Here is a 25,565-nt window from a genome sequence, read left to right as displayed (position 1 = left end):
CGCACCAGGGCGGTTCTTCCGCGACGCCGCGCCGTTCAGCTCCTCCGCCGCCGTGCGTCCGCGCACGCCGGCTCGCCCGCGGACGCGTTGCACCAGTCGACGACGTACGGACCGCCCGCGGTGAGATCACGTTCGGCCGCCTTCTCCGGCCCGCCCGCGCGGTAGCGCCTGAGCACCCGGCCGCCGACCAGCGCGTACACGTCCGCGTCCCGTCCCCGCCCGATCAGCTCCATCCCCGCGACCCTCGCACATCATTCCGGGCTCGTAGAGATAGCCTCTGATCGCAAAGTCGGCCCGTGGTTGGGATACGAACGCATGATCCGCGTCATGACCTGGAATCTCTGGTGGCGCTTCGGGCCGTGGCAGGAGCGGAGCAAGGCCATCCTGGAGATCCTCCGCGACGAACGCCCCGACATCGTCGGGCTGCAGGAGGTCTGGGACCGGGACGGCGACAACCTCGCCGGGTGGCTCGCCGGCGAGCTGGGCATGCACTGGGCCTGGGCGCCGTCACCCGAACCCGGCCGCTGGCAGCGGCGCATCGACGACCCCACGGTCGACGTCGGCAACGCCGTCCTGTCCCGCTGGCCGATCACCGGGCAGGAGACCGCCGTGCTGCCCGCGGGCGAGGAGGAACCGGACGGGCAGCAGGCGCTGTACGCGCGCATCGCCGCGCCCGCGGGCGTGACGGTGCCGTTCTTCACCACCCACCTGATCTCCTATCCGTACGCCTCCGCCACCCGCTGCGCGCAGGTGTCGGCGCTGGCCCGGTTCGTGCACGAGCGGCGCGGGGACGGCGACTTCCCGCCGGTGGTGACCGGCGACTTCAACGCCGAGCCCGACTCCGACGAGATGCGGCTGCTCTGCGGCACGAAGACCGCGCCCGCCGTCCGTGGGCAGGTCCTCCTCGACGCCTGGCGCTACGCCCATCCGACCGCGGTCGGCGCGACCTGGGACCTCGTCAACCCGTACGCGGCGCGGACCCTGGAGTGGCACACGCGGATCGACTACGTGCTGGTGGGCCGGCTCGGTCCGGTGGGGGAGGGGCACGTGCGGAACGTGCGGCGGGCGGGGGACGGGCCCGTCGACGGGGTGTGGCCGTCGGACCACTTCGCGGTCGTCGCGGACCTGGCCACCGAGGCCGACGGACCCCTCGGCTGAACCCCGCGATCCGGCGGCCTCTACCACCTTTCCCGGTCCCTCTATCGTGGCCTGTTCCCTCGCCCGCCGACGTGGATACCCTGACTGCGGACGACGCTCACTGGGAGGAGCAGGACGTGGCCAACAGCACCACTCAGCAGCCGGCGGCGGGCAGCGGGAAACCGCAGCTCGATCTGACAGGCGCCACGTGGCAGTCGAGCAGCCAGGGGGTAGGGGACGTCGAGATCGCGTTCGTGGAGGGGTACATCGCCATGCGCGACGGGCGGAATCCGGAAGGTCCCGCGCTGATCTTCACCCCGGGGGAGTGGCGTGCCTTCGTCCTCGGCGCCCGTGACGGCGAGTTCGACCTGACCTGACGCCCGCCCCGGATGCCGGATCCGGGACCGCCGGCGTGGCCCGACCCGTCCGTCACGCCGGCGGTCCCGTCCGTCACACCAGCACGACGCAGCCCCGCTCGCGCAGCGCGACGAGCGGGGCTTCGGTGCCTTCGACGTCGTTCCAGCGCAGATCCAGCTTTTCCAGCGCGGGCATGTGCGCCACCCACGGCGGGAGGTCGCGGATCTTGTTGGCCCGCAGATCCAGGCGGCGCAGCATCGGCAGCTCCGCCAGCACGTCGGGCACCTCGGGCAGCGCGTTCTCGCGCAACTCCAGCTCGCTCAGCTCGCCGAGACCCGCCATGGAGTCGGGCAGCCAACTGAGCGCGTTGCCGCGCAGCCACAGCTCGCGCAGGGCGGACAGCCGGCCGATCGACTCCGGCAGGAGGGCCAGCCCGCTCGTCCCGCACTCCTGCGCGCGCAGCTCCACCAGGCCGGCCATGTCGCCCACCTCGTCGGGCAGGGCGCGCAGCGGGTTCGAGCCGACGTTCAGGTAACTCAGCGCGTGCAGGTTGCCGAGCGCGGCGGGGAGCACGGTCAGGTGGTTGTGGTGGAGGTACAGGCAGCCGGTGAGGGCCGGCAGGTACCCGATGGCCTCGGGCACGGACACGAGTGCGTTGTGCCCGAGGTCCAGGGTGTGCAGCCGGGTCAGGGCGGCGATGTCGTCCGGCACGCGCGTCAGCGCGTTCTCGGCCAGGACGAGCACTTCGGCGTCCGTCTCCTGCCACACCTGTGGCGGTACGGCGCTGAGGCCGGCCCGCCACAGGTTCACGACACGGGTCACGGCCAGGGCCCCAGTTCGGGCAGCCGGCCGTCGAGCCGCTGGTGCGGCTGGCGGCCCGCGAGCCACGAGGCGAGGTCCGTGAGCCGGCCCCTGACCACCGGGGCGCGACCGGCCGAGTCGTCACCGAAGGAACCGGCCGCGCCGCCGGAACCATGGGGACCAACGGCGGCCGCGGCGCCGAACGTGTGCCGCACAGGACCGTCCGATTCGACCAGTGTCAGCCCCGCGGGCACGCGCGGCGCGAGGAAGTCGAAGAGGTGCAGGCACAGCTCGCGCGGCCAGGCCGCCGAGCAGGTCTCCAGTTTCGCGTCCGCGGTGTGCACCTCCAGCTCCCGCCACCAGCAGTGCAGGGCGCCCAGCAGGTCGCCGTCGCGATAGCGCACCGGGCGGTCCCAGTCCGCGTCTCCCACCGACCCCCAGACGGCCTCCGCCTCCGCCAGGGCGGCCGTGACCGCCGCGGTCAACTCCGCGGCGCTTCGTACCGCACCGGCCTCGATGCCCGCGTCGCGGGCCGGCCGGCCGCCGTCGTACACCTCGATCAGCTCGCCTTTCACGGCGTACCGCGCCTGGCGCGTGAGCGCCCGGCAGATGCCTTCGATGTGCGACAGCACGTGTGCGCGTGTCCAGCCCGGCAGTCTGGACGTTCCGCGCTCTTTTCCTTCGGTGAGCTCTGCCAGCGCGATGCGCAGCCGTTCGTGCCCGTCCAGCACGTACGCCCACACCTCCGGTCCCCGCAGCAAGCCCCCGGCTTCCGCCATCCGACCCCTCCTCTGTCGTCGACGGGGAGACACTACTCGCGTAGCAGCGGGCGTACGCCTCTTCCGGCAATGCCGGATCGGCCACGCGGCGGAGGCCGCCCCGGCGGCCGGCGGTGCCGCGGGACCCGTACGATTGGTGCATGGCATTTCTCCGCCGCCGCAGCAGCGCCGCCAAGCCCGCGGGCCCGGACTTCGACGTCCTGGCCATGGACCCGGGCGACTGGCCCGGCGACCTCGGTGCCGGCCTGCTGCCCGGGCCCGACGGGAGCTGCCAGGGCGTCTTCCTGCGGTACGACCTGTTCGGCGGCCGCGGCCCCGCGATGATCATCGGGAACCTGCCCGAGGGCTCGCCCGCGCGCGACGTGCCCGAGGGCCAGCCGCCCTTCGAGGTGGCGCAACTGCTGCTGGCGCTGGAGCACGAGGAGCCGGTGACCGTCACGGAGGTCGAGGACGCGCCCGTGATGCAGGGCGACAATCTGCTGATCGTGCGCCGGCTGAAGCTCTCCGAGGGCCGAGTCTCGTGCGTGCAGTTCGACCGCAGTGACCACGTGCTCGTCACCATCGCCGCGTGGGACCGGCCGATCTCCGAGGACCTGTACGCGCTGCTCAAGCCGCTGCCCGCGGAGCTGTTCCAGCAGGGCTGAAATCCGCCCCCGGCCCCGCTCCCTCCCCGCCTCACCACTCCCACCGGCAACGTCCGGCACTGCGCGATGTCTTGTCATGCAGTCATCGGACCTCTAGCGTGACGCGTCATGACTGAGGGGATCTCACGAAGAACCACTGTCAAGTCCGCTATCGGCGCCGCAGGCGCAATAGCCATGGGACCGGCCGTCTTCTCTGGAGAGGCGTTCGCTTCCGAGTCCATTGATTCCTCCGATGAATTGAGCCTCTGGTACGACAAGCCCGCCGCCGACTGGGAGCGCGAATCGCTGCCGTTGGGCAACGGGGCCCTGGGCGTCGGCGTGTTCGGCACGCTCGGCTCCGAGCAACTCACCCTCAACGAGAAGACCCTGTGGACCGGCGGCCCCGGCTCGCCCGGCTACGACTTCGGCAACTGGACGCAGCCGCGGCCGGGTGCGCTGGAGGCGGTGCAGGACCGGATCGACGCCGAGGGGCGGCTCAGCCCCGAGACCATCGCCGCGGAGCTGGGCCAGCCCAAGCACGGCTTCGGCGCGTACCAGGTGCTCGGCCACCTCAGGCTCGACCTGGCCGCCGCCCCCGGCGCCCCGGACGCCTCCTACCGCCGCGGGCTCGACCTGCGGCGGGCGGTGGCCACCGTCGCGTACGAGCACGAGGGGGCCCGCCACCTGCGGGAGTTCTTCGTCTCGTACCCGGACGGGGTGGCCGTGGGCCGGCTGAGCGCGGACCGCCCGGGGCGGGTGGGGTTCACCCTGCGCTACACCTCGCCGCGCAACGACTACACCGCCACCGCGAGCGGCGACCGGCTGACGATCCGCGGCGCGCTGAAGGACAACGGGCTGGTCTTCGAGACACAGATCCGCCTGGTCACCGAGGGCGGCGAGGTCACGGCCGGGGACGGCACGCTGACCGTGACCGGCGCCGACGCGGCCTGGTTCGTGCTGGCCGCCGGGACCGACTACGCCGACACCTTCCCCGACTACCGCGCCGCCGACCCGCACGAGCGGGTCACGCGCGCCGTCGACCGGGCGGCCCGCTCCCCGTACGCCAAGCTGGTGCGGCGCCATGTCGCCGACCACGGCGGGCTGTTCGACCGGGTCGCGCTCGACGTCGGCGGGCAGGTGCCGGACGTGCCGACGAACGCGCTGCTGGCGGGGTACGGCAGCGGCTCGGCGGCCGACCGGGCGCTGGAGGCGCTGTTCTTCCAGTACGGGCGCTACCTGCTCATCGCCTCGTCGCGGCCCGGGTCGACGCCGGCGAATCTGCAGGGCGTGTGGAACAACGTCACCAACCCGCCGTGGAGCGCCGACTACCACGTCAACATCAACCTGCAGATGAACTACTGGCCCGCCGAGAGCACCAACCTCGCCGAGACCACCATTCCGTACGACGAGTTCGTCGAGGCCCTGCGCGCCCCCGGCCGGGTCAGCGCGCAGGAACTGTTCGGCAGCGACGGGTGGGTGGTGCACAACGAGACCAACCCGTACGGCTTCACGGGCGTGCACGACTGGGCCACCTCGTTCTGGTTCCCGGAGGCCGCGGCCTGGCTGACGCAGCAGATGTACGAGCACTACCGCTTCGACGGCTCGACGGACTACCTGCGCAAGACCGCGTACCCGGTGATGAAGGAAGCGGCAGAGTTCTGGCTGGCGAACCTGCGCACCGACCCGCGCGACGGCAAACTGGTCGTCACCCCCAGCTACTCGCCCGAGCAGGGCGACTTCACGGCCGGGGCGTCGATGTCGCAGCAGATCGTGTACGACCTCCTCACCTCCACGCTCGAAGCCGCCCGCACCCTGGGCGACGACCGGGCGTTCCGCGGCCGGCTGGAGCAGGCGCTGCGGGACCTGGACCCGGGGCTGCGGATCGGGTCCTGGGGGCAGTTGCAGGAGTGGAAGGCGGATCTGGACGACCAGAACAACGACCACCGGCACGTCTCCCACCTCTTCGCCCTGCATCCCGGGCGGCAGATCGAGGTGGGCAGTCAGTGGGCGGAGGCGGCGAAGGTGTCGCTCACCGCGCGCGGTGACGGCGGTACGGGCTGGAGCAAAGCCTGGAAGATCAACTTCTGGGCCCGGCTCACGGACGGCGACCACGCGCACAAGATGCTGAGCGAACAACTCAAGTCCTCGACGCTGCCGAACCTCTGGGACACCCACCCGCCGTTCCAGATCGACGGCAACTTCGGCGCCACCTCGGGCATCGCCGAAATGCTGCTGCAAAGCCAGCACGGCCCCATCGAGGTGCTCCCCGCCCTCCCGGGCGCCTGGCCCTCGGGCTCCGTACGCGGCCTGCGCGCCCGCGGCGGCGCCACCCTCGACATCACCTGGGACGAAGGCCGGGCGACCCGCATCGTGCTGCACGCCCGCCGGACGCAGCGGCTCACCCTGCGCAGCGACCTCCTCCCCGGCGGGGAGGAGGTCGTCAACGCGCGCGCGGGGCGCAGCTACACGTTCGGCTGACCGCCGCTCCGGGGCCGCACCACGGTCACGTCCGCCGCCTTCACGTACCCGATCCGGTGGCCCACCTGGATCTGGTGCCACACGGTGCGGCCCCGGATCACGCGGCTCGCGGCGCCGGTCTCGTCCGTGAGGCCGGGGGCGTGGAAGTGCTCGCCGGGCATGGTGTCGCCGACGACGTAGCGCTGCCCCGGGCGCAGTTCGTACGGCAGCGGCCGGGGCTCCTGCGGCTCGACGCCCTCGGGGTACGCCGACGCCTCGGGCAGCGCGCGCCCGTACACCCGGACCGGGCCCGCGCCCGGGCGCGGGGTGAGGGTGGCGCCGTCGTCGGGGATGGCCGTGGGGGCGGCGGCGGGGTTGTGGAACCACGCCTTGCGGCCCAGGTACCAGATCGCCGTCCAGTCCCCGCGGCGGCCGGCGACCGCGAACTGCTGACCCGTCGAGGCGCGGGCCCCGGTGTCGTTGACGCCCGTGGAGGCGGGGGCGGCACCGTGCAGCCCGGGGTCGGCGACCGGCGGGGCGCCGGCGGCGGGGCGGGTACGGAGGCGGACGGCGCCGGAGCCGTGCGGCGGGCACGGGGCGGCGGCGTCCTTCGCGCAGGCGGTGTACGCGGGGCGGTGGGCGGCGTAGTCGGGGCGGATCGTCACGATGCCGCCGTCGGTCCGCGCGGCCGGCTCCAGCGGGGCGCCGAGCAGGTCGAAGTAGTGCGCCCAGTCCCAGTACGGGCCGGGGTCGGTGTGCATGTCCGGGACGTGCTCCGGGTCGGGGGCGGGCACGTTGTCGTGGCCGATGACGTGGTGCCGGTTCAGCGGCACGTCGTACTCCTGCGCCAGATAACGCACCAGCCGCGCCGACGAGCGGTACATCGCCTCCGTGAACCAGGCGTCCGGGTCGGTCAGCCGCGCCTCGTGCTCCAGGCCGATGGACTGCGCGTTGACCTGCCAGTTGCCCGCGTGCCAGGCGACGTCCCCGGTGCGTACGTGCTGGGCGACGTGGCCGTCGGAGGAGCGCAGGGTGTAGTGCCAGGAGACGAACTCGGGGTCCTGCACGGCCTGGACGGAACCGTCGTAGCCGCCCTCGGTGTCGTGCACGACGATGTAGCGGACGCGCTGGTCGTGGGGGCGGCGCGCCTTGTCGTGGTTGCCGTAGTCGGGCTTGCCGTCCTTGCCGCCGTAGACCTCGTACGGCGCGGGCAGCCATTCGCAGGCCAGCTCGCGGGGGCACTCGGCCCCGGCGGGGGCGGCCCGGTGGGCGGCGGGGGCGGCCGCGGTACGGGCGGCGGCACGGACCGTGGTGTCCGCCGGGAGCGTGACGGTCTCGCCGGAGTCGGTCGTGCGGCGCACACCCGCGCGCAGCACCGCGTACACCTCGTCCGCGAACACCCGCGCCGTCGCCGCGTCCCTGGCCTGCGCGTACGCCGCGACCGCCGGATACCACCCGGCCGCACCGTCGGTGCGCGCCGCGCCCAGCCGGCGGCCGTGGCCGGCGAGCAGCGCCGCGCCGCCGCGCACGTTGGCGCCGGGGTCGCTCCGCAGCCGGGCCGCCGGGATCCCCGACAGCCGCGCCGCGCGCTGCACCGTCTGCGTACCCCGCCCGCCGCCCTCGCCCGTCGCGGCGCGGAGGTCCGTCAGATGCATCGGCCCGTAGCCGCCGGCCACGCTCGGCGCCCCGTCGTGAGCGTCCCAGCGCGACTCCAGGTACGCCACCCCCAGCAGCACGCTCTCCGGCACCCCGTACTGGCGCGCGGCCGCCGCGAACGACTCCTGGAGCGCACCGGTCCCGGTACGCGGACTGCCCGCCGCGGGCGAGCCCGCGGCGAGCAGCGGCAGGAGGACGGCGGTGGCGGCGGCGCAGCGCGCGAGGCGTCCTGGCACGGGGTCCTCCGAGGTGCGTGGGCGAATGATCACCCAGCACTATCGGCAGACTGACAGACCGTCAATCATTTGAATGGCGAGTCGCCGCACGTCAGGCCATTGCGCGGGACCGCGTCCGCGGGACCGTAGGACCACGAACCACGAACCACGAACCACGAACCACCAACCACGAACCACGAACCACGAACCACGAACCACCAACCGCGGACCGCGGGGCGCGGGGCGAGAGGGCGGGGTGGCGCTGTCACGGCGGCGCCACCCCGCCGGGCTCACCGTGTTCCGACCGCCGCCCGCACCGCGCGGCGCGCCATCTGCACGTCGTCGTGGAGCCGGCGCAGCAGCAGCCGGTGCTCCTCCCCGGCGCTCATCCCGCTGTGCACGCCGACCGGCGGCGCCGGGTCCTTCATCGCCCGCTGCACGGCGGCCTCGTACGTACGGACCTCCCGCACCAGCACCAGCATCAGGTTGACCAGGAACCCGTCCCGGTGAACCGTTCCGCCTGCCTGAGCGAGCTGGCTGATCTGCCTCCGCGCGGGCGAACCCTCGCCCAGCACGGCCCAGAGCGTCGCCAGGTCGTACCCCGGGAGGTACCAGCCGGCCTGCTCCCAGTCCACGAGGACCGGGCCCGCGGGGGACAGCAGCACGTTCGAGAGCAGCGCGTCGCCGTGGCAGAACTGCAGGTGCCCCGGGCCGATGCCGTGCAGCAGCGTCTGCAGGTCGCCCATGTCGCGGTCGGTCAGCAGGCCCAGCTCGTGGAACCGGCCGAGCTGGGTGCCGTAGTCCAGCGGCGCGCCGAACGCCCCGGCGGGCGGCCGCCACATCCCGATCCGTACCAGCGCGGCGAGCGTCGCGCGCACGTCGGCGTGCGGCGGGACCTCCAGCGGGTGCCGCTGTAGCGCGGCCGCGCGGCCGGGGGTGCGCTCGATGACGAGCGTGCAGCTCTCCGGGTCGGCGGCGATGAGCCGCGGCACCCGCACGGGGGGCCGGGCCCGGACGAACGTACGGTAGGCAGCTATTTCCTGCTGCAGCTTCTCCACCCGCGCGGCCGACTGGTCGACCAGGCACTTCGCCACCGCCGTGGTCCGTCCGGTGGAGCCGACCAGCAGCACCGTGCGGCTGCTGCGGCGCAGCACCTGCACGGGGTGGAAGTCGGGGACGACGCGGTGCACGGAGTCGACGGCGGCGCGCAGGAGCGCGCCGTGCGGGCCGGTCAGGTCGAGCCGCCCGCTGACGGGACGGCGTGCGGTGGCGGGAAGCTGTCGCAGGCGTGCGCCGGCGGCCGGTGCGCGGCCCGGGTCGAGGAACGGCGCGCCGCCGGCCGCGGTCCTGTGCGGGGCCGGGGGGCGTACCGTACGGACGGGTGCGGACACGGATGCCGATGCTGCGTACATGGGCGAGACAGATCCCTTCAGGCACGGGCCGGTTGCGCGCCGCGGGCCACCGTCCGCTGCCGTACCCTCCCTGGTCATTCGTCCGGGTGACCGGCTGGGGGTCCGGTCCCCGGCCGCTGGGCCCGGGATATGCGGATGGGCGATGCGGCTGGCATGTGCCCCGATCTCCGGGGCCGGTTGGCGCAGTCATAGCCCACACCGCTATACGGGTGGCACACCATCTGGCGCACCCTGGCGAACCCTGGCGAATGCTCGCCGGGCCTTCGGCCCGTCGATACTGTCAAGTGAGCCGAGACCCTGGGGGCTTGACGTGAGCAAGGGACCCAACACCAGGCTCGCCGACCTGTTCGGGATGACCGGCTGGTCGAAGGGCGAGCTGGCGAGGCTGGTCAATCGGCAGGCGGCGGCCACCGGCCACCCCCAGCTCTCGACCGACACCTCGCGGGTACGGCGCTGGATCGAGACGGGTGAGATCCCGCGCGAGCCGGTGCCCAAGGTGCTGGCGGTCCTGTTCACCGAGCGACTCGGCCGTGTCGTGACCACCGAGGATCTCGGGTTCGAGCGGGCCGGAGGGCCCGGGCGGGTCAGGCGGCAGTCCGATGACGCACTGCCCTGGGCACCCGAGCGGACGGCCGAGGTCCTCACCGAATTCACGGGAATGGACCTCATGCTCAATCGACGCGGCCTGGTGGGCGCGGGAACGGCGCTCGCGGCCGGCTCCGCCCTGACCAGTTCCCTGCACGAGTGGCTGCACTCCGACCCCGCCGCCCCGGGCACCGCCGCCGGGAGCGGCCCCCTTACCGTCCAGCCCGCACGCTACGGCAGATACGAGGCGACGCCGGTCGGCGCTCAGGAAGTCGACGCGCTGGAACGTTCCGTCGAGGTGTTCCGTGCGTGGGACGCCGAGCGCGGCGGCGGCCTGCAGCGCAAGGCCGTCGTCGGGCAGCTCAACGAGGTCGGCGGCATGCTCGCGTACCGGCACCCGGAGCCGCTGCAGAGCCGGCTGTGGGGCGTCGCCGCGAACCTCGCCGTGCTGGCCGGCTGGATGTCGCACGACGTGGGCCTGGAGCCCACCGCCCAGCGGTACTTCGTCATCGCCGCGCACGCCGCGCGCGAGGGCGGCGACCGGCCGCGCGCCGCGGAGGCGCTGTCGCGCGCCGCCCGCCAGATGATCCACCTGGGCCGGCCGGACGACGCGCTGGAGCTGATCGGACTGGCCAAGTCCGGGACGGGGGCCGGGACTCACCCGCGTACGCGCTCCATGCTCCACACCATCGAGGCGTGGGCACAGGCGGCGAAGGGCCGCACGGGGGCGGTGCAGCGCACGCTGGGCGAGGCGGAGGACCTGTTCACCGCCGACCGCGAAGACGAGGCGGCGCCCACCTGGATGCAGCTCTTCGACGAGGCCGACCTGCACGGCATGCAGGCCCTGGCCTACCGCACGCTCGCCGAACACGACCCGTCCGCCGCGCTCCGCGCCCGCGAGCACGGCGAACTGGCGCTGGCCAAGCGGCCGGACGGGCGCCAGCGCTCCCAGATCCTCGACTACGTGTCCCTGGCCGCGGCGGGCTTCCTCGCCGACGACCCGGACCGGGGCGAGGACTACGCCCGGCTCGCGCTGGAGCGCATCGGCGAGAACTCCTCGCACCGCACCTGGGACCGGTTACGGGAGACGTACCGGCTGACCGCGCCGTTCTCGGACGATCCGGTGGTCAAGGCGCTCCGCGAGGAGATGAAGGACACGCTGGCCAGGGCGCCGAAGGGGCGCACGAGCCCCATTTGACGGCGGCCTCCGGCGTTGCCGGAGCCGTCGTACGGGGACGGGTGGGGAGTGACGGGCCGGGCCGCCGGGGCGCGGTGGCTCAGCCCGTCACCTTGGCCACGAGCACGCAGGCGTCGTCCCCCCGGCGTCCGCCGCCGAACTCCTCGACGACGGTGCGCAGGCAGTCCGGCGCACCGGGTGCGGCGGCGAACCTGGGGGCGAGCGCGAGCAGCCGCTCGCGGGCCGGCTCCGGGTTGCGGGCGCCGAGGCCCGCGGTGTGCAGCAGGAGCAGGTCGCCGGCCTGTAACGGCTCGCTGACCTGCGCGTACGACGTGTCGGCCGTGGCGCCGAGCAGCACGCCTTCGGGAGCGGTGAGGGGGCGGCCCGCGCCGGCGCGGAAGAGCAGCGGCGAGACGTGTGCCGCGCGGGCCCAGCGCAGGGTGCGCGCCGCCGGGTCGTAGCGGCAGCAGACCGTGCCGACGAGCACCGGCTGCGCCGACACCTCCAGCAGCTCGTTTGCCCGGCCGAGGAGCGCGGCGGGATCCGTACCGCCGAGGGCCATACCGCGCAGGGCGCCGAGGAGCATCGTCATCCCGGCGGCGGCCGGGACGCCGCGGCCGGCGACGTCGCCGACGCCGAGGAGGGTGTGGCCGCCGGGCAGCGGCAGCGCGTCGTACCAGACACCGCTGACAGGGGTGTCGGCGGCGGCCGGAAAGTGATGTCCGGCCACGGTCAAGGCGGCCGGGTCGCCGGCCGGCAGGTGCACCGCGCCGCGCCACGGCGGCAGCACCGACTCGTGCAGCTCCTGTGCGATGCGCCGCTCGGCGGCCGCGAAGTGCCGCTCGCGCTGGAGCGCGGACTCCGACTCCCGTACCGCCTGGCGGCTGCGGCGCAGCTCGGTGACGTCGCGTACGACCGTCCACATCGACTCGGTCGCACCCCCGGCGTCCAGGACGGGCTCGCCGACGACGTGCAGGGTGCGGGGCGTCCCGTCCGGGCGGCGGATGCGGAACTCGCCGTCGATCGGTTTGCCGTCGACCAGGCAGTCCGTGACCATCGCGGTGAGCCGCGGCTGGTCGGCGGAGTCGAACCAGGACGGCAGCTCGTCCAGTGACAGCGGGCCGTCGCCGGGGTCCCTGCCGAAGATGTCGAAGAGGTCGTCCGACCAGTCGACGATGTCCGAAAGCAGATGCCACTCCGCGCTGCCGACCCGGGGCTGCGGCCGGTCCAGCGGGTCCGCGGGGAACACCCCGTCCGGCCCCGCGCCCTCCTCGCGGTCCGCGTCGACCGGGTGACCCGCGCGTAACTGCCCGAGCTGGACCGTCAGGCTGTCGAGCTGCCGCGCGGCGAGGTCGCACAGTGCGCGCTGCCAGCGCAGCTCGGCCTCCTCGGCGTCCCCCGCGGCGGCGATCGTCTCCCGCCGCACCGCCTCCAGGCTGCCGCGCAGCCGGGCGATCTGGCCGAGGAGCGTGGCCACCGCGCTGCGCTCGGGCTGCTGCGGTGCGTGCGGGCCCGCGGCGCGGGGGAGTCGTGAGGCGGCGGCCATGGCGTGATCTCCGATACCTTCCGGCCCGGGCTCCGGCGTCGTTGCCGGCCTGCGGTTCGCCGTTACGACTGTGGCACAGGCGACGACGCTGCGTAAGGCGTTTCGCGAGACCCGAGCAGATGCTTTTGGCATATGCCCTCCGGCCGGTTCACCACCGCACTATCACCCGCCCTCCGCTCTCCAGTAAGCTGCCGCGGCAATGGAGCCGGCAGCCGGTCGGTGGCCCGGTCTGTCCGTTCCGCGGAAAATTCCGTTGCCAGCGGTCCCACCACCCCGGATGCTGACGTCATGTTCGAGCCAGCCATAGCGCCCAGCGGCACCCTCCTCGGCCTCCTCCAGCGAGGCCGGGGCGACGGGACCCTGCACGCACTCGCCGCGCCGAGGGCAGAAGCCCTCCAGGCGCTGTACGAGTGCGTGATCGACGACCCCAGGCACGACTGGCAGGTGGAGAACCGCTCGCTCTATTACGCCCGGCTCTGCCTGGAGCTGGACGCCCCCGTGGACGCCCTCGCCGACCACCTCTTCGCCCCCGACGACGTGCTGCGCCCCGACGAGCAGCGCACCGGGCTCACCCTCTCCGTCCTCGGCCACCTCGCCTCGTACGGCCGCGACGACGCCCTGAAGCTCCTCCGCCGCTACGCCGCCGCCGGCGGCTGCTGGCAGTGGGCGCTCGACGAGCTCGCGCTGCGTGACGACGACGCCGGGCTGCGTGCCCTTGCCCCGCACGTGCTGGCCCGCTTCCCGCGCACCCCCGAGGGCGAGCGCGAGCTGGCCGCGGAGATGCGCGGCGCGTTCGAGCCCCGGCCCTGGCGGCTGTGGGCCGAGGACCCCGAGCTGGGCGCCCGGGTGCGCGCGGCGCAGGAGCAGGAGAGCTTCGACCGCTGGCAGCGCCAGCTCCGCTCCCGCGGCCCGCGGCCCGGCTGGAACGTGGCCGAGATCCTCCAGTGGTCGCAGGACGGCCTGGAGCAGTACCCGGCGCAGCCCCGGCACGCCGCCGCGGCCCGCTGCCTCGCCGCCGTCGCGGGGCCCGAGGACCGGCCGGAACTGCTCGCCGCGGCCCGCGCCGGCGGCGACGGCGCGCGCGCCGCCGCCGTCGCGCACCTCGCGGCGACCGGCGACCCCGAGACGTACGACCTCGTCGAAGCCGCCGCCTGCGGGCCTTCCGAGATCCTCGCCGAGGCCGCGCTCGCCACCTTCGGCCGGATGTGCTCCACCGCCGCCCTCGGCACCGCCCGCCGCTGGGCGGGCCGCGAGGACGCGCTCGGCACCGCCGCCGGGGTGATGCTCGCCCGCCGCGGCGCCGCGCGCGACGCCCGTGCCGTACGGGCCGTGCTGCTGCGCCGCGTGCGCGACGGGGGTCCGGACGCGCCGGAGTTGTGCGATCTCGTCGCCGGCGCGGGCCGGCTGGCGATCGCCTCCGCCGCGCCCGTGCTGCGGCACATCTACCGCGAGACGGGCAGCTCGCAGCTTCGCGGCGGCACCGCCCGCGCGCTGGCCGCCACCGATCCGTCGTTCCCCGCCTCCTTCGCCGTCGAGTGCCTGTGGGACTGCGAGGACACCACCCGCGAGATCGGCGCCCGGCACGCCGAGACCGCCGACGCCCGCGTCGTCGCCCGGCTGCGCAGCCTGGCCGCCGACCCGGCGGAGGACGGCGACGTGCAGAGCACCGTGCGCACCCGCATCACCCCGGACGGCGCCGCCGGCTGACCCGGTCACGCGTCCTTCACGTACGGTCGCGCCCTGCGACAATGAGGGCATGACGGCGCGCTGGCAGTTCTGGATCGACCGCGGCGGCACGTTCACCGACGTGGTGGGCAGACGACCGGACGGCACCCTCGTCGCCCGCAAGCTGCTCTCGCACGACCCCGGGCGCTACGGCGCCCACGACGACGCCGCCGTCGCGGGCGTGCGGCTGCTGCTCGGGCTCGGGCCCGACGAGCCGGTGCCCGCGGAGCGTGTCGAGGTGGTCAAGATGGGCACCACCGTCGCCACCAACGCGCTGCTCGAACGGAAGGGCGAGCCGACGGTCCTCGTGGTCACCGAGGGGTTCCGGGACGCGCTGCGGATCGCGTACCAGAACCGGCCGCGGCTCTTCGAGCGCCGCATCCTCAAGCCGGAGGCGCTGTACGAGCGGGTGATCGAGGTCCCCGAGCGCGTCGGCGCCCACGGCGAGGTCGTCCGCGCGCTGGACCTCGATGCCGCGCGGGCGGCGCTGGCTGACGCGTACCGCGACGGGTACCGCAGCGCGGCCGTCGTCCTCGTGCACGGCTACCGGTACGCGGACCACGAGCGGGCCGTCGCCGAGGAGGCCCGCCGGGCCGGCTTCACGCAGATCAGTTGCGGGCACGAGGTCAGCCCGCTGATGAAGCTCGTGCCGCGCGGCGACACGACCGTCGTCGACGCCTACCTGTCGCCGATCCTGCGCCGGTACGTCGACCGGGTGGCCGGCGAACTGCCCGGCATCCGGCTGCAGTTCATGCAGTCCAACGGCGGCCTGCGCGAGGCCACGCACTTCCGCGGCAAGGACGCCGTGCTCTCCGGGCCCGCGGGCGGGGTGGTCGGCATGGTCCGCTCCTCGGGGGAGGCCGGCCACGACCGCGTCATCGGATTCGACATGGGCGGCACGTCCACCGACGTGTCGCACTACGCGGGCGAGTTCGAGCGCGACTTCGACACCCGGGTGGCGGGCGTACGGATGCGCGCGCCGATGCTCAGCATCCACACCGTCGCCGCCGGCGGCGGCTCCGTCCTGCACTTCGACGGCCGTCGCTACCGGGTCGGCCCCGACTCCGCGGGCGCCGTCCCCGGGCCCGCCTGCTACCGCCGCGGCGGGCCGCTGACCGTCACCGACGCCAACGTCATGCTCGGCCGCGTCCAGCCGCGGCACTTCCCCGCCGTCTTCGGCCCCGGGGGCGACCAGCCGCTCGACGGCGAGGCGGTGCGGCGGGCGTTCACGGAGCTGGCAGAGACGTCCGCCGCGGCCACCGGCGACCGGCGCTCGCCGGAGGAGGTCGCGGCCGGGTTCCTCGACATCGCCGTGCTCAACATGGCCAACGCGGTCAAGAAGATCTCCGTGCAGCGCGGCCACGACGTCACCCGCTACGCGCTCACCAGCTTCGGTGGCGCCGGCGGCCAGCACGCCTGCGCCGTCGCCGACGTGCTCGGCATCTCCACCGTCGTCGTCCCGCCGCACCCGGGCGTGCTCTCCGCGTACGGCATCGGGGTCGCCGCGGCGACGGCGATGCGGGAGCAGGCCGTGGAGGCGGAGCTGACCGGGGAGTCGATGCCGCGGATCCGGCAGGTCTGCGCGGAGCTGGCGGAGCGGGCCGCGGCGGACCTCACGGACGAGGGCATTCCGGCCGCCGCGGTGGACACCGCGGCGCGGGTGCACCTGCGGTACGCGGGCACCGACTCGGCGATCGCGGTGCCGCTGGCGGCGGAGGCGGAGATGCGGGCGGAGTTCACCGCCGTGCACCGCAGGCGGTTCGCGTTCACGATGGACAAGCCGCTCGTCGCCGAGGCCGCGTCCGTCGAGGCCGCCGCCGAGCAGGCCCCCACCACGCGGGAGGAGGTCGGCGAGGCAGCACGCACCGGGGGCGCGCCGCAACCCGCCGACTGCGTACGGATCTTCACCGACGGGCAGTGGCGCGAGGCCGGGCTGTTCCAGCGCGCGGAGCTGCGCGCGGACGACACCGTCACCGGACCCGCGATCATCGCCGAGGAGGGTTCCACCACCGTCGTCGACCCCGGCTGGCAGGCCGCCGTGCACCACCGCGGCCACGTCACGCTCACCCGCGTCCGGCCGCGGCCCGCGACGCAGGCGGTCGGCACGGGCGTGGACCCGGTGATGCTGGAGGTCTTCAACAGCCTCTTCATGGCGATCGCCGAGCAGATGGGCGTACGGCTGGAAAGCACCGCCCACTCCGTCAACATCAAGGAACGGCTCGACTTCTCCTGCGCCCTGTTCGACGCCGAGGGCAACCTGATCTCCAACGCGCCCCACATGCCCGTGCACCTGGGGTCGATGGGGGAGTCCATCAAAGAGGTGCTCCGCCGCAACCGGGACGGCGGCCACGGGCTGCGGCCGGGCGACGTCTACGCGATCAACGACCCTTACCACGGCGGCACCCATCTGCCGGACGTCACCGTCGTCACCCCCGTCTTCGACACCGTGAAATCAGCGGCCGGCGCCGCGGACGGGGGACAACTGCTGTTCCTCGTCGCGTCCCGCGGCCACCACGCCGAGATCGGCGGCATCACACCCGGGTCGATGCCCGCGTTCAGCCGGACGATCCAGGAGGAGGGCGTCCTCTTCGACAACTGGCTGCTCGTCCGCGACGGCGAGCTGCGCGAGGCCGAGACGCGCCGGCTGCTGACCTCCGGCCCGTACCCCTCGCGCGCGCCCGACGCGAACCTCGCCGACCTGCGCGCCCAGATCGCCGCGAACAACAAGGGCATCGACGAACTTCGCCGCATGATCGGCATGTTCGGCCTGGACGTCGTGCAGGCGTACATGGGGCACGTGCAGGACAACGCGGAGGAGTCCGTGCGGCGCGTCATCGCCGCGCTCGGGGACGGCGCGTACCGCTACGAGACGGACGCCGGCGCGGTCATCGAGGTCGCCGTGCGCGTCGACCGCGACGCGCGCGGGGCGGTGGTCGACTTCACCGGCACCTCGCCGCAGCAGCCCGGCAACGCCAACGCGCCCAGCTCGGTCGTCATGGCCGCCGTGCTCTACGTCTTCCGCACCCTGGTCGCCGAGGACATCCCCCTCAACAGCGGCTGCCTGAAGCCCCTGGACGTGCGCATCCCGCCCGGCTCGATGCTGGCGCCGGAATTCCCCGCGGCCACCGTCGCCGGGAACGTCGAGACCTCCCAGGCCGTGACGGGCGCGCTGTACGCGGCGCTCGGCGTACAGGCCGAGGGCTCCGGGACGATGAACAACCTCACCTTCGGCAACGACAAGGCGCAGTACTACGAAACCATCGCCTCCGGCTCCGGCGCGGGCGACGGCTTCGCCGGCGCGGACGTCGTGCAGACCCACATGACCAACTCCCGCCTCACCGACCCCGAGGTGCTGGAGTGGCGCTACCCGGTGCGCGTCGAGGAGTTCGCCGTACGGGACGGCAGCGGCGGCCGGGGCCGCTGGGAGGGCGGCCGCGGCGCGGTGCGGCGCATCCGGTTCCTGGAGCCGATGACGGTGACTCTGCTGACCGGCCACCGCCGGGTGGCCCCGTACGGCATGGCCGGCGGCGCGCCGGGCGCGCTCGGCCACAACGCCATGGAGCGCGCGGACGGCACGGTGGAGCCGCTGAAGGGCTGCGACACGGTGGCGGTGGACGCGGGGGACACGCTGGTGGTCGAGACCCCGGGCGGCGGCGGGTACGGCGAACCGGACTGAGCGGCCGCGGGGTCCGCGTCCAGCGGGTCCGGTTCGTCCGCACGTGTCCGGGTTTTCGCCTGCGTCGCCGGCCCTTCGCCGGTCGCCGGATGCGGGTCGCCGCCCCTGACCGCCTTCCGGGTCGCAAGCCGGTCGTGCCGTTTCGGCCGATGTCGGTGGCACCGCCTAATCTGTCCGTCGTGACTGCTCCGACCACCGCGACGCCCGCGCCCGGCGCGCCGCGCCCCGCTCCGGGTCCTGCCGCCGACGAGGGGCTGGCCCGCCGGCTGCGCGCCCTGGCGTGCACGGCCCCGCTGCACGACCTGGACGCCCGCAAGGGCATGCTCGCCGGCGAGTTCGGGGTGTACGCGATGGCGGAGGTGGCCCTCTCCGCCATCGACCTGGTCACGCTCCAGATGGACTTCGACACCGGCGCCGAGCCGGACGAGGTCATCGCCCGGCTGCTGCCGCGCGTCGCCGCCCAGGCGCCGCTGCGACCCCGCGCCGAGCACGAGCGGGTGGCGCACTGGGTGCTGGACAGCCTCGTCAACGTGGGCAGCGTCGACCGCGGCTTCCGCGCGGTGTACGGCACCTTCGGCCACGACGGGGCCTACGTGCGCAGGGAGTACGACTTCAAGCTCCTCGAAGAGGTCCCGGGACCCGGCGGCGCCGTCTATCTCCGTACCACGGACGAGGCGGTCAACGTGCTCGTGGGCGCGCTCGACACCGACGTCACCAGCGCGCAGATCGCCGCCGAGGTCAAGCTCGAAGTCCTCATCAGCCGCGGCCGGCTCGCCGACGCCCAGCTCGCCGCCGAGCAGGCCCGCTACCGCACCGTGCAGTACGCCGAGACGCTGCGCCGCGCCCTGGAGGCCACCCGGCGCAACGTGCGCGCGGTCGACTGGCTCCAGACCGTGCCCGCGATGATCGACGAGGCGCTGGACCACGTCGCCGACCGCTACCGGCACGAGAACGCCATCCTCACCAACATCCGCCGCGCCCGCGACGAGGCGGAGGACCCCGACCACAAGCGCCGCGCAGCCGAGCTGGTCGACATCGTCAAGGACTGCATCCGCCGCCACACCCAGCTCCAGACCCGGCTGCTCGACGCCGGCCCGCTGTTCCGCGCCGAGCAGGACAGACAGGCGTTCGCCCCGCCCGCCGCCCGCACCGGCGTCGACCTCTACGGCCAGCTCCTCGCCCCCGTGCTGCCCCTGCCGGTCTCCGCCGCCCACCGGGTCACCGACGCCTTCTTCGCCCGCGGCACCGGGCTGCGCGCCCCGCACGCCGTACGCCTCGCCGACCTCACCGAGCTGCTGCTGACGCCCCCGCTGGAACGGGCCCACCTGGGCGCCGAGATGCCCGAGCCCGACCTCGTCGCCACCCCGGACGACAGCCGGTTCAGCGAGGAGCAGCTCGCCGCCGCGGGCGAGTTGCTGGACCTGCCGCCGGACGCGCCGCGCCGGCTGTCGGGGCTGCTCGCCGACGCCCGCCGCCGCGACCCCGAGCTGCCGTATCTGGTCGCGCTCCTCGCGGTGCACGCCGCGGGCCCCGCGGTGGGGACGGCGTACCGGCAGGGTGACGAACGGCTGCTGTTCGCCGTGGACGACGGGACGCAGATGGAGGACGCCGAGTTCGGCGGCGCGGACCTCATCGTCGGCACGGCACTGCTGGACGCCGCCGGGATGGCGGCCGGTCGGACGGAGGCCGCCTCGTGACCCCCGACCCCGCGACCTCCCCCGGGGCGCCCGCCGCGACCGGGAGCGCCGACGGGCACCCGCCCGCGGTCACCCCGGCCGACGCAGCCGACGCCGCCCGCCTGGTCTCCTTCGGGCTCCAGCCCAAGCTGCTGCCCGCCCGCGACCTGGAGTACGCGGAACTGCTCAGGCGCTACCGCGAAGAGCCGCCTTTCGCCCGCCTCGCCGACGCCGTCGCCACCGGCCTCGGCCTGGTCGTGCTGGAGGTCTCGACCCGTACGGGCATGGCCGTCACCGCCGCCGAGGACTCCGTCTTCGCCGTCCGCATGGGCGACTACGCCCGCCGTGCCGCCACCGACTCCGCCGACCGCTTCCTGCACGGCCTGGCCCATCTCGCCGTCGCCGCCATGGCGTTCCCGCGCCCCGAGGACCTGGCGGACGACGGCTACATCGGCCGCGTCAGCGTCAACGGCGTCGACGCCTTCGTCCGCCAGGCGTGCCGCCGCCTGGAGGAGCGCGCCGAGGAGGCCGGCGAGAACACCGACCCGGCCGAGGGCGAGCGCGGCCTGGAGGCCGCCTGGCGGGTGTACGCGCGCCGCAGCGCCACCGGCGCCACGAAGGACGCCCGCCGGCTCGCCGGCTCCACCACCGGCATCATCGGCAAGGCCATGGCGTTCCTCACCGACTCCGGCTTCCTCCAGCGCACGTCGGACGACGCCGGCGGCACGTACCGCACCACCGCCCGCTACCAGTTGCAGGTGCGGGACATGGCCGGCAGCGCGGCCATGTCCGAGCTGCTGGAGCTGGGCGTCGTGCCCGTCGCCGACGGCAGCGCGACCCTGGTGCCCGCCGCCGACGACGGCGAGATCGCCGGCGGTGCGCTGCCGTTCTTCCCCAGCCAGCACGAGCGGGCCTGACGGCCGGTCGAGACGTCACGAGCGAAGGCCGCAATCGCATGTACGAGCTGTCCCGCATCCGCCTCTACTCCATCGGACCCGCCGGTGCGCGGTACGCCGACACCGTGCTCGACCTGCGCGGCGTCGGCGCCGAGGTGCCCCATCCCGCGCCCGCCCAGGGCGACTTCTTCGCCGCCGAGCCCACCGGGCCGCCCCGCCGGCCCGCGCCCGCGGGCGTGCTCTTCCTGGAGAACGGCGGCGGCAAGTCCGTCCTGCTGAAGCTGATCTTCTCCGTGATGCTGCCCGGCCACCGCAACACCCTGGGCGGCGCCAGCTCCGGCGTGCTGCGCAAGTTCTTGCTCGCCGACGACACCGGGCACGTCGCGCTGGAGTGGCAGCACACCGTCACCGGCGAGCAGATCGTCGTCGGCAAGGTGAGCGAGTGGCGCGGCCGCCAGGTCTCCGGCGACCCGCGGAAGTTCGCCGAGGCGTGGTATTCGTTCCGTCCCGGACCCGGGATGGGCCTGGACGCGCTGCCGGTGGCCGAGTCCGCGGCGGTGCGCCCCGCCGCCGAGGGCGCCTCCGGCGCGCGCGGGCGGCGCCGCACGATGAAGGGCTTCCGGGACGTACTGACCGAGGCCGGCAAGGCGTACCCCCACCTGGACGTGGCGTGGGAGGAGATCCACGAGCGGTGGAACGAGCACCTGACGCGCCTCGGCCTCGACCCGGAACTCTTCCGCTACCAGCGGGAGATGAACGCCGACGAGGGCGAGGCCGCAGGGCTGTTCGCGGTGAAGAACGACTCCGACTTCACCCACCTGCTGCTGCGCGCCGTCACCGACACCCGCGACACCGACGGCCTCGCCGACCTCGTCCACGGGTTCGCGCACAAGCTGGGCCGCCGCGCGGAACTGACCGCGGAACGCGACTTCACCGCCGGCTCCCTCGACCTCCTGGAGCACATCGTCACGGGCGCGGAGCAGCGCGCCCGCGCCCGCGACATCCTCGGCGGCGCCGAGCGCCGGGCCCGGGCCCTGGCCGCACGGCTCACGGCGCGGGCCGACGCGGAGCGCGCCCGGGCGGCGGAGCTCGCCGGGCAGGAGCGGACGGCCGCGGAGCGGGTGACGGCGGCGGAGTCGTCCCGGCGCAGCAGCGAGCTGATCGCCGCGGAGCTGGCCTACCGGCACGCGTCGCTGGCGCTGGCAGCCGCGGAGAAGAGCGCCGCGGGCAAGCGCCGCGAGCTGACCGACGCCCGTACGCTGCACGCCGCCTGGCAGGCCGCGGAGGCGGTGCTGCGGCACCGCGCCGCCGCCGACCGCGCGGCGCGCGTCTCCGTCGCCATCCGCGAGGCCGAGCGCGACGCCGCCCCGGCGCTCGCCGCCCGCGCGACGGCGGCCACCGGGCTCGTACGCGCGCTGCACGCCGCCGCCCGGGACGGCGAGACGCTGGCGGCGGAGCAGGAGGAGCGCTCGGCCGCCCTCCAGCAGGAGTCGGAGACGGCGCACGCCGACGCGGTCGCCGCCGCCACGCGGGCCCAGCGCGCCCGCAGCGAGACGGACCACCTGCGTCAGCGGCTCACGGAGGTCGAGCAGGAGACGGCGGAGGCGGTACGGGCCGGCTGGCTCGACACCGACCCCGCCGCCCCCGACACGGACCCGGCCCGCGCGGCCCTCGTCGCCGGGGACGCCGAGAAGGCGGCGGTCGCCGCCTGGGACGAGGCCCGCGAGGCGGCCCGTACGGCGACGGACCGCGCCCGCGAGACGGCGGCGGCCCTGACTCGCGCGGAGCTGGCCGCGGCCCGCGCCACGGACGCGGCGGAGGCGGCCGAGGCGGCGTACGGCACGGAGCGCCGCGCGGCGGAGTCGCTGGCGGAGGAGCGGCGGCTGGTGGAGCTGCTGGGCCTGCCGGAGCCGGCGGGCGAGGGCGGAGGACAACGGGCGCTGAGCGCCGTGGAGTTCGACCGCGCCGCCGACGAGCTGCGGGCGCTCCTCGACACCCGGGTCACGGAGGACGAGCGCCGGCTGTTCGACCTGCGTACCGCCGCCGGGGACGACGCCCGGATCCTCGCCGCGCTCGGCGACGGCGGGCTGCTGCCGCCCGGTCCCGACGTGCTGGCCGTCGTGGACTGCCTCGGCGAGCACGGCATTCCCGCGCTGCCCGGCTGGCGTTACCTCGCCCAGGCCGTCGACCCGGCCGACCACGCCGCCGTGCTCGACGCCCGCCCGGAGCTGGTCGACGGCGTGGTCATCACCGATCCGGACACGCACGCCCGCGCCCGCGAGGTGCTGCGCGAAGCGGCGCTGCTGCCCCGCTCGGCCCTCGCCGTGGGCACGGCCGCCGCGCTCCTCGCACCGCCGCCGCCCACCGGGGAGCGCGACGGCGGCGTGTTCCTCGTGCCGCCCAACCCGGCCATGCACGACGAGCGCGCCGCGGACGACGAACGCCACGCCCTCCGCGCCCGCACCGCCGACCGCGACGAGCAGATCCGCGGCCTGGCCGCCCGCCTGGCGGCCGACCGGACGCTGGCGGCCCGGCTGGCTTCGTGGCGTACGGGCTGCCCCGCAGGACGGCTGGCGGAGCTGGCCGCCGCCGCGGAGTCGGCCCGTACGGCGTCGGCCGCGGCGGACGAGGCGCTGACCCGCGCCCGCGCCGAGGCCGAGGACGCCGCGGCCGCTGCCGAGGAGACCACCCGGGCCCGCGAGGAGCGCCAGGAGCGGGCCCAGCGCGCCCGCCGCAGCGCCGACGCCCTCGCCGGCCTGGCCCACCGCCTCCGCGAACGCTCCGGCTGGCAGGCCCGCCTTCGCGAACTCGCCGACGAGGCCCTGGAGTACGAGGCCCGGGCCGCCGACTGCACCACCCGCGCCCGCGCCGCAGACGAGGACCGCCGCGACGCCCAGCGTGCCGCGGACGACGCCCGCCGCACGTCGCGCGCCCTGCGCTCGGAGCGCGCGGAGATCGCGGGCGTGGCCGAGGAACTGGAGGCCGAGGCGGCGGACGAGGCGGCGGAGGCGGGTGGCAGCCCGCCACCCGGGACGCTCCAGGAGCCGGACCCCGCGGAGGAGGACGGCGACGCCGACCCCGCCCCGCGCCCCGAGGGGGGCGCCCGGCGCCGGGCCCGGCTCGCCCAGGCCGCCGCCGCGGACGCCGCCCGCGCCTCGCTGCCCGCGCTGCGGGAGGCGTACCGGGCCGCCTCGCAGGTCTACGAGAAGGTCGGCGTCGGCGCCGATCTGCGCGCCGAGCAGGCGCGGGCCGAGAGCGAGGAGTCCGCCGCGCTGGCTGAGCTGAACCGGCTCAGCAACAAGGTCCGTACCCGCGCCGCCACCCTCCTCGCCGGGCCCGACGGCGCCGACGCGCCGTCGCGGCAGGCCGCCGCCGCCCGTGCCGAGTCCGTCGTGCACCTGCTGGAGTCCCGCTCCGCCGCCGCCAGCGAGACCCTGGGCCGGCTGCGCGGCGACGCGGAACGGCTCGCGCCCGCGGCCGGCGAGGCGCACACGGAACTACCCGCCGACCTCGTGCCCGACGGCGCCGAGCAGGCCCAGGCGCTGCTGCGGTCCGCCGCCGCCACCGCCGCCGGGCGCGCCGACGAACTCGCCGCCGCCACCGAGGCGCACGCCGGGCTGCGCCGCGCTTGCGCCGCCGCCGAGGACGCCGCCGGCGCCTTCGGCGAGACCGCCGCCATGCTGCGCGACCTGCTCCGCGGTCCCGTCGCCGGCGAGGAGCAGGACGACGCGGGCGAGGCGGAGCCGTTCCCCGGCGGGCTGGACGGCGCCCGGCAGGCCGCCGCCGAGTCCCGCCGCTCGCTGCGCGGCTGCGCCGCGGACCTCGGCACCGCCGAGTCCGCCCTGCGCGAGGCGTGCGACGTCCTCGTACGGCACGCCAACTCCACCCGCTACGAGCAGGTCCGCACCCCCGCCCGGCAGCAGATCCGGGAACTGCCCGCGGCCGCCCTCCCCGAGCACGCCGCCGCCTGGGCCGCGGCCTTCGCCCCCCGGCTGCGCGTCCTCACCGACGAGCTGGCGCAGTTGGAGCGCAACCGCGACGGCATCGTCGACCGGCTCCGCGGCCTGGTCGAGTCCGGCCTGGCCACGCTGCGCGCCGCGCAGCGGCTGTCCCGGCTGCCGGAGGGGCTGGGGGAGTGGTCGGGGCAGGAGTTCCTGCGCATCCGCTTCGAGGACCCGGACCAGGCGACCCTGGCCGAGCGCCTGGGCGAGACCATCGACGAGGCCACGCGCGCGGCCGTACGCAAGAACAGCGACCTGCGCCGCGACGGCACGACCCTGCTGCTGCGCGGCGTGGACGCGGCGATGGAGCCCAAGGGCGTGGCGGTGGAGATCCTCAAGCCGGACGCGGTGCTGCGCGCCGAGCGGGTGCCGGTCGGGCAGATGGGCGACGTGTTCTCCGGCGGCCAACTGCTCACCGCTGCCATCGCGCTGTACTGCACGATGGCCGCCCTCCGCGGCAACGACCGCGGCGACGACCGGCACCACCACGCGGGCACGCTCTTCCTCGACAACCCTATCGGCCGCGCCAACGCCACGTATCTGCTGGAGCTGCAACGCGCCGTCGCCGACGCCCTCGGCGTGCAGCTCCTCTACACCACGGGCCTGTTCGACACCACGGCGCTCGCGGAGTTCCCCCTGGTGATCCGGCTGCGCAACGACGCGGACCTGCGCGCGGGCCTGAAGTACATCACCGTCGAGGAACACCTGCGCCCCGGGCTGCCGGCCCAGCGGGACGGAGCGGAGCCCTCGGTCGGCGAGGTGACGGCGACCCGCATCTTCCGCCGCCCGCCCGCGGCGAGCTAGCGGCGGCCCCATCGGGTCCGGATCGGGTACGGAGCCGGCGGG

At 75.1% G+C, this 25,565-nt stretch carries 16 protein-coding genes; 10 read left to right on the top strand and 6 right to left on the bottom strand.

All coding sequences use genetic code 11. The features are described from left to right. Positions 1-35: 35 nt before the first annotated feature. Entirely contained in the window at positions 36-233 is a 198-nt protein-coding gene (locus tag ACFYVJ_RS03805) for a hypothetical protein (protein WP_388886326.1), read from the bottom strand. 82 nt (positions 234-315) lie between these two features. Here ACFYVJ_RS03805 and ACFYVJ_RS03800 point away from each other — a divergent pair, with 82 nt between their 5' ends. Next, the gene (locus ACFYVJ_RS03800; RefSeq protein ID WP_388886324.1) at positions 316-1,158 is read left to right on the top strand and encodes an endonuclease/exonuclease/phosphatase family protein; all 843 of its coding nucleotides are present in this window, start codon (positions 316-318) and stop codon (positions 1,156-1,158) included. A 116-nt stretch (positions 1,159-1,274) separates the two neighbouring features. Beyond that, on the top strand, positions 1,275-1,514 hold the full coding sequence (locus ACFYVJ_RS03795) for a DUF397 domain-containing protein (protein WP_027757485.1): 240 nt from the start codon (positions 1,275-1,277) through the stop codon (positions 1,512-1,514). A gap of 73 nt (positions 1,515-1,587) precedes the next feature. Here ACFYVJ_RS03795 and ACFYVJ_RS03790 read toward each other — a convergent pair whose 3' ends face one another. Together ACFYVJ_RS03790 and ACFYVJ_RS03785 are read right to left on the bottom strand one after the other, a co-directional pair. After that, on the bottom strand, positions 1,588-2,304 hold the full coding sequence (locus tag ACFYVJ_RS03790) for a leucine-rich repeat domain-containing protein (RefSeq protein WP_388886798.1): 717 nt from the start codon (positions 2,302-2,304) through the stop codon (positions 1,588-1,590). Positions 2,305-2,312: 8 nt separating this feature from the next. Beyond that, positions 2,313-3,074 carry a maleylpyruvate isomerase family mycothiol-dependent enzyme gene (locus ACFYVJ_RS03785; RefSeq protein ID WP_388886322.1) on the bottom strand — a complete coding sequence of 254 codons (762 nt, stop codon included), beginning with the start codon at positions 3,072-3,074 and terminating at the stop codon, positions 2,313-2,315. Between the two features lie 140 nt (positions 3,075-3,214). Between ACFYVJ_RS03785 and ACFYVJ_RS03780 the strand changes: the two genes are divergently transcribed. Together ACFYVJ_RS03780 and ACFYVJ_RS03775 are read left to right on the top strand one after the other, a co-directional pair. Then, positions 3,215-3,718, top strand: a complete 504-nt coding sequence (locus ACFYVJ_RS03780) for a hypothetical protein (RefSeq protein ID WP_388886320.1) — start codon at positions 3,215-3,217, stop codon at positions 3,716-3,718. 174 nt (positions 3,719-3,892) lie between these two features. Continuing rightward, positions 3,893-6,175 carry a glycoside hydrolase N-terminal domain-containing protein gene (locus tag ACFYVJ_RS03775; protein ID WP_388886318.1) on the top strand — a complete coding sequence of 761 codons (2,283 nt, stop codon included), beginning with the start codon at positions 3,893-3,895 and terminating at the stop codon, positions 6,173-6,175. On the opposite strand, the gene ACFYVJ_RS03770 is transcribed toward ACFYVJ_RS03775, so the two are convergent. Both ACFYVJ_RS03770 and ACFYVJ_RS03765 read right to left on the bottom strand, forming a co-directional pair. Continuing rightward, positions 6,160-8,046, bottom strand: a complete 1,887-nt coding sequence (locus ACFYVJ_RS03770) for an N-acetylmuramoyl-L-alanine amidase (protein ID WP_388886316.1) — start codon at positions 8,044-8,046, stop codon at positions 6,160-6,162. The two genes, ACFYVJ_RS03775 and ACFYVJ_RS03770, sit on opposite strands and share 16 nt — an antisense overlap. Before the next feature lie 269 nt (positions 8,047-8,315). Beyond that, positions 8,316-9,437, bottom strand: a complete 1,122-nt coding sequence (locus tag ACFYVJ_RS03765; RefSeq protein WP_388886314.1) for an aminoglycoside phosphotransferase family protein — start codon at positions 9,435-9,437, stop codon at positions 8,316-8,318. Positions 9,438-9,747: 310 nt separating this feature from the next. On the opposite strand from ACFYVJ_RS03765, the gene ACFYVJ_RS03760 reads away from it, so the two are divergent. Continuing rightward, positions 9,748-11,220, top strand: coding sequence for a hypothetical protein (locus ACFYVJ_RS03760; protein ID WP_388886312.1), 1,473 nt, complete (start codon positions 9,748-9,750; stop codon positions 11,218-11,220). A 79-nt stretch (positions 11,221-11,299) separates the two neighbouring features. On the opposite strand, the gene ACFYVJ_RS03755 is transcribed toward ACFYVJ_RS03760, so the two are convergent. After that, positions 11,300-12,745 (bottom strand): PP2C family protein-serine/threonine phosphatase, encoded by a 1,446-nt coding sequence (locus tag ACFYVJ_RS03755; protein ID WP_388886310.1) that lies wholly within the window; start codon positions 12,743-12,745, stop codon positions 11,300-11,302. Positions 12,746-13,033: 288 nt separating this feature from the next. Between ACFYVJ_RS03755 and ACFYVJ_RS03750 the strand changes: the two genes are divergently transcribed. The 5 genes from ACFYVJ_RS03750 (at position 13,034) to ACFYVJ_RS03730 (ending at position 25,523) form a co-directional block, all read left to right on the top strand. Beyond that, positions 13,034-14,452, top strand: a complete 1,419-nt coding sequence (locus ACFYVJ_RS03750; protein ID WP_388886308.1) for a HEAT repeat domain-containing protein — start codon at positions 13,034-13,036, stop codon at positions 14,450-14,452. A gap of 49 nt (positions 14,453-14,501) precedes the next feature. Then, positions 14,502-18,146 carry a hydantoinase B/oxoprolinase family protein gene (locus ACFYVJ_RS03745; protein ID WP_388886306.1) on the top strand — a complete coding sequence of 1,215 codons (3,645 nt, stop codon included), beginning with the start codon at positions 14,502-14,504 and terminating at the stop codon, positions 18,144-18,146. A 179-nt stretch (positions 18,147-18,325) separates the two neighbouring features. Further along, a complete protein-coding gene (locus ACFYVJ_RS03740) occupies positions 18,326-19,843 on the top strand; it encodes a hypothetical protein (protein WP_388886305.1) in 1,518 nt (505 codons plus the stop codon). Continuing rightward, on the top strand, positions 19,840-20,739 hold the full coding sequence (locus ACFYVJ_RS03735; protein WP_388886303.1) for a hypothetical protein: 900 nt from the start codon (positions 19,840-19,842) through the stop codon (positions 20,737-20,739). The genes ACFYVJ_RS03740 and ACFYVJ_RS03735 overlap by 4 nt, the downstream gene beginning before the upstream one ends. Positions 20,740-20,777: 38 nt before the next feature. Then, a complete protein-coding gene (locus ACFYVJ_RS03730) occupies positions 20,778-25,523 on the top strand; it encodes a hypothetical protein (RefSeq protein WP_388886301.1) in 4,746 nt (1,581 codons plus the stop codon). The last annotated feature ends 42 nt before the right edge of the window (positions 25,524-25,565 follow it).

The sequence above is a fragment of the Streptomyces sp. NPDC004134 genome, assembly GCF_042874195.1.
Classification (GTDB): domain Bacteria; phylum Actinomycetota; class Actinomycetes; order Streptomycetales; family Streptomycetaceae; genus Streptomyces.
The sequence above is the reverse complement of the archived record's forward strand: the minus strand, read 5'-3'. Positions and strand labels throughout refer to the sequence as shown.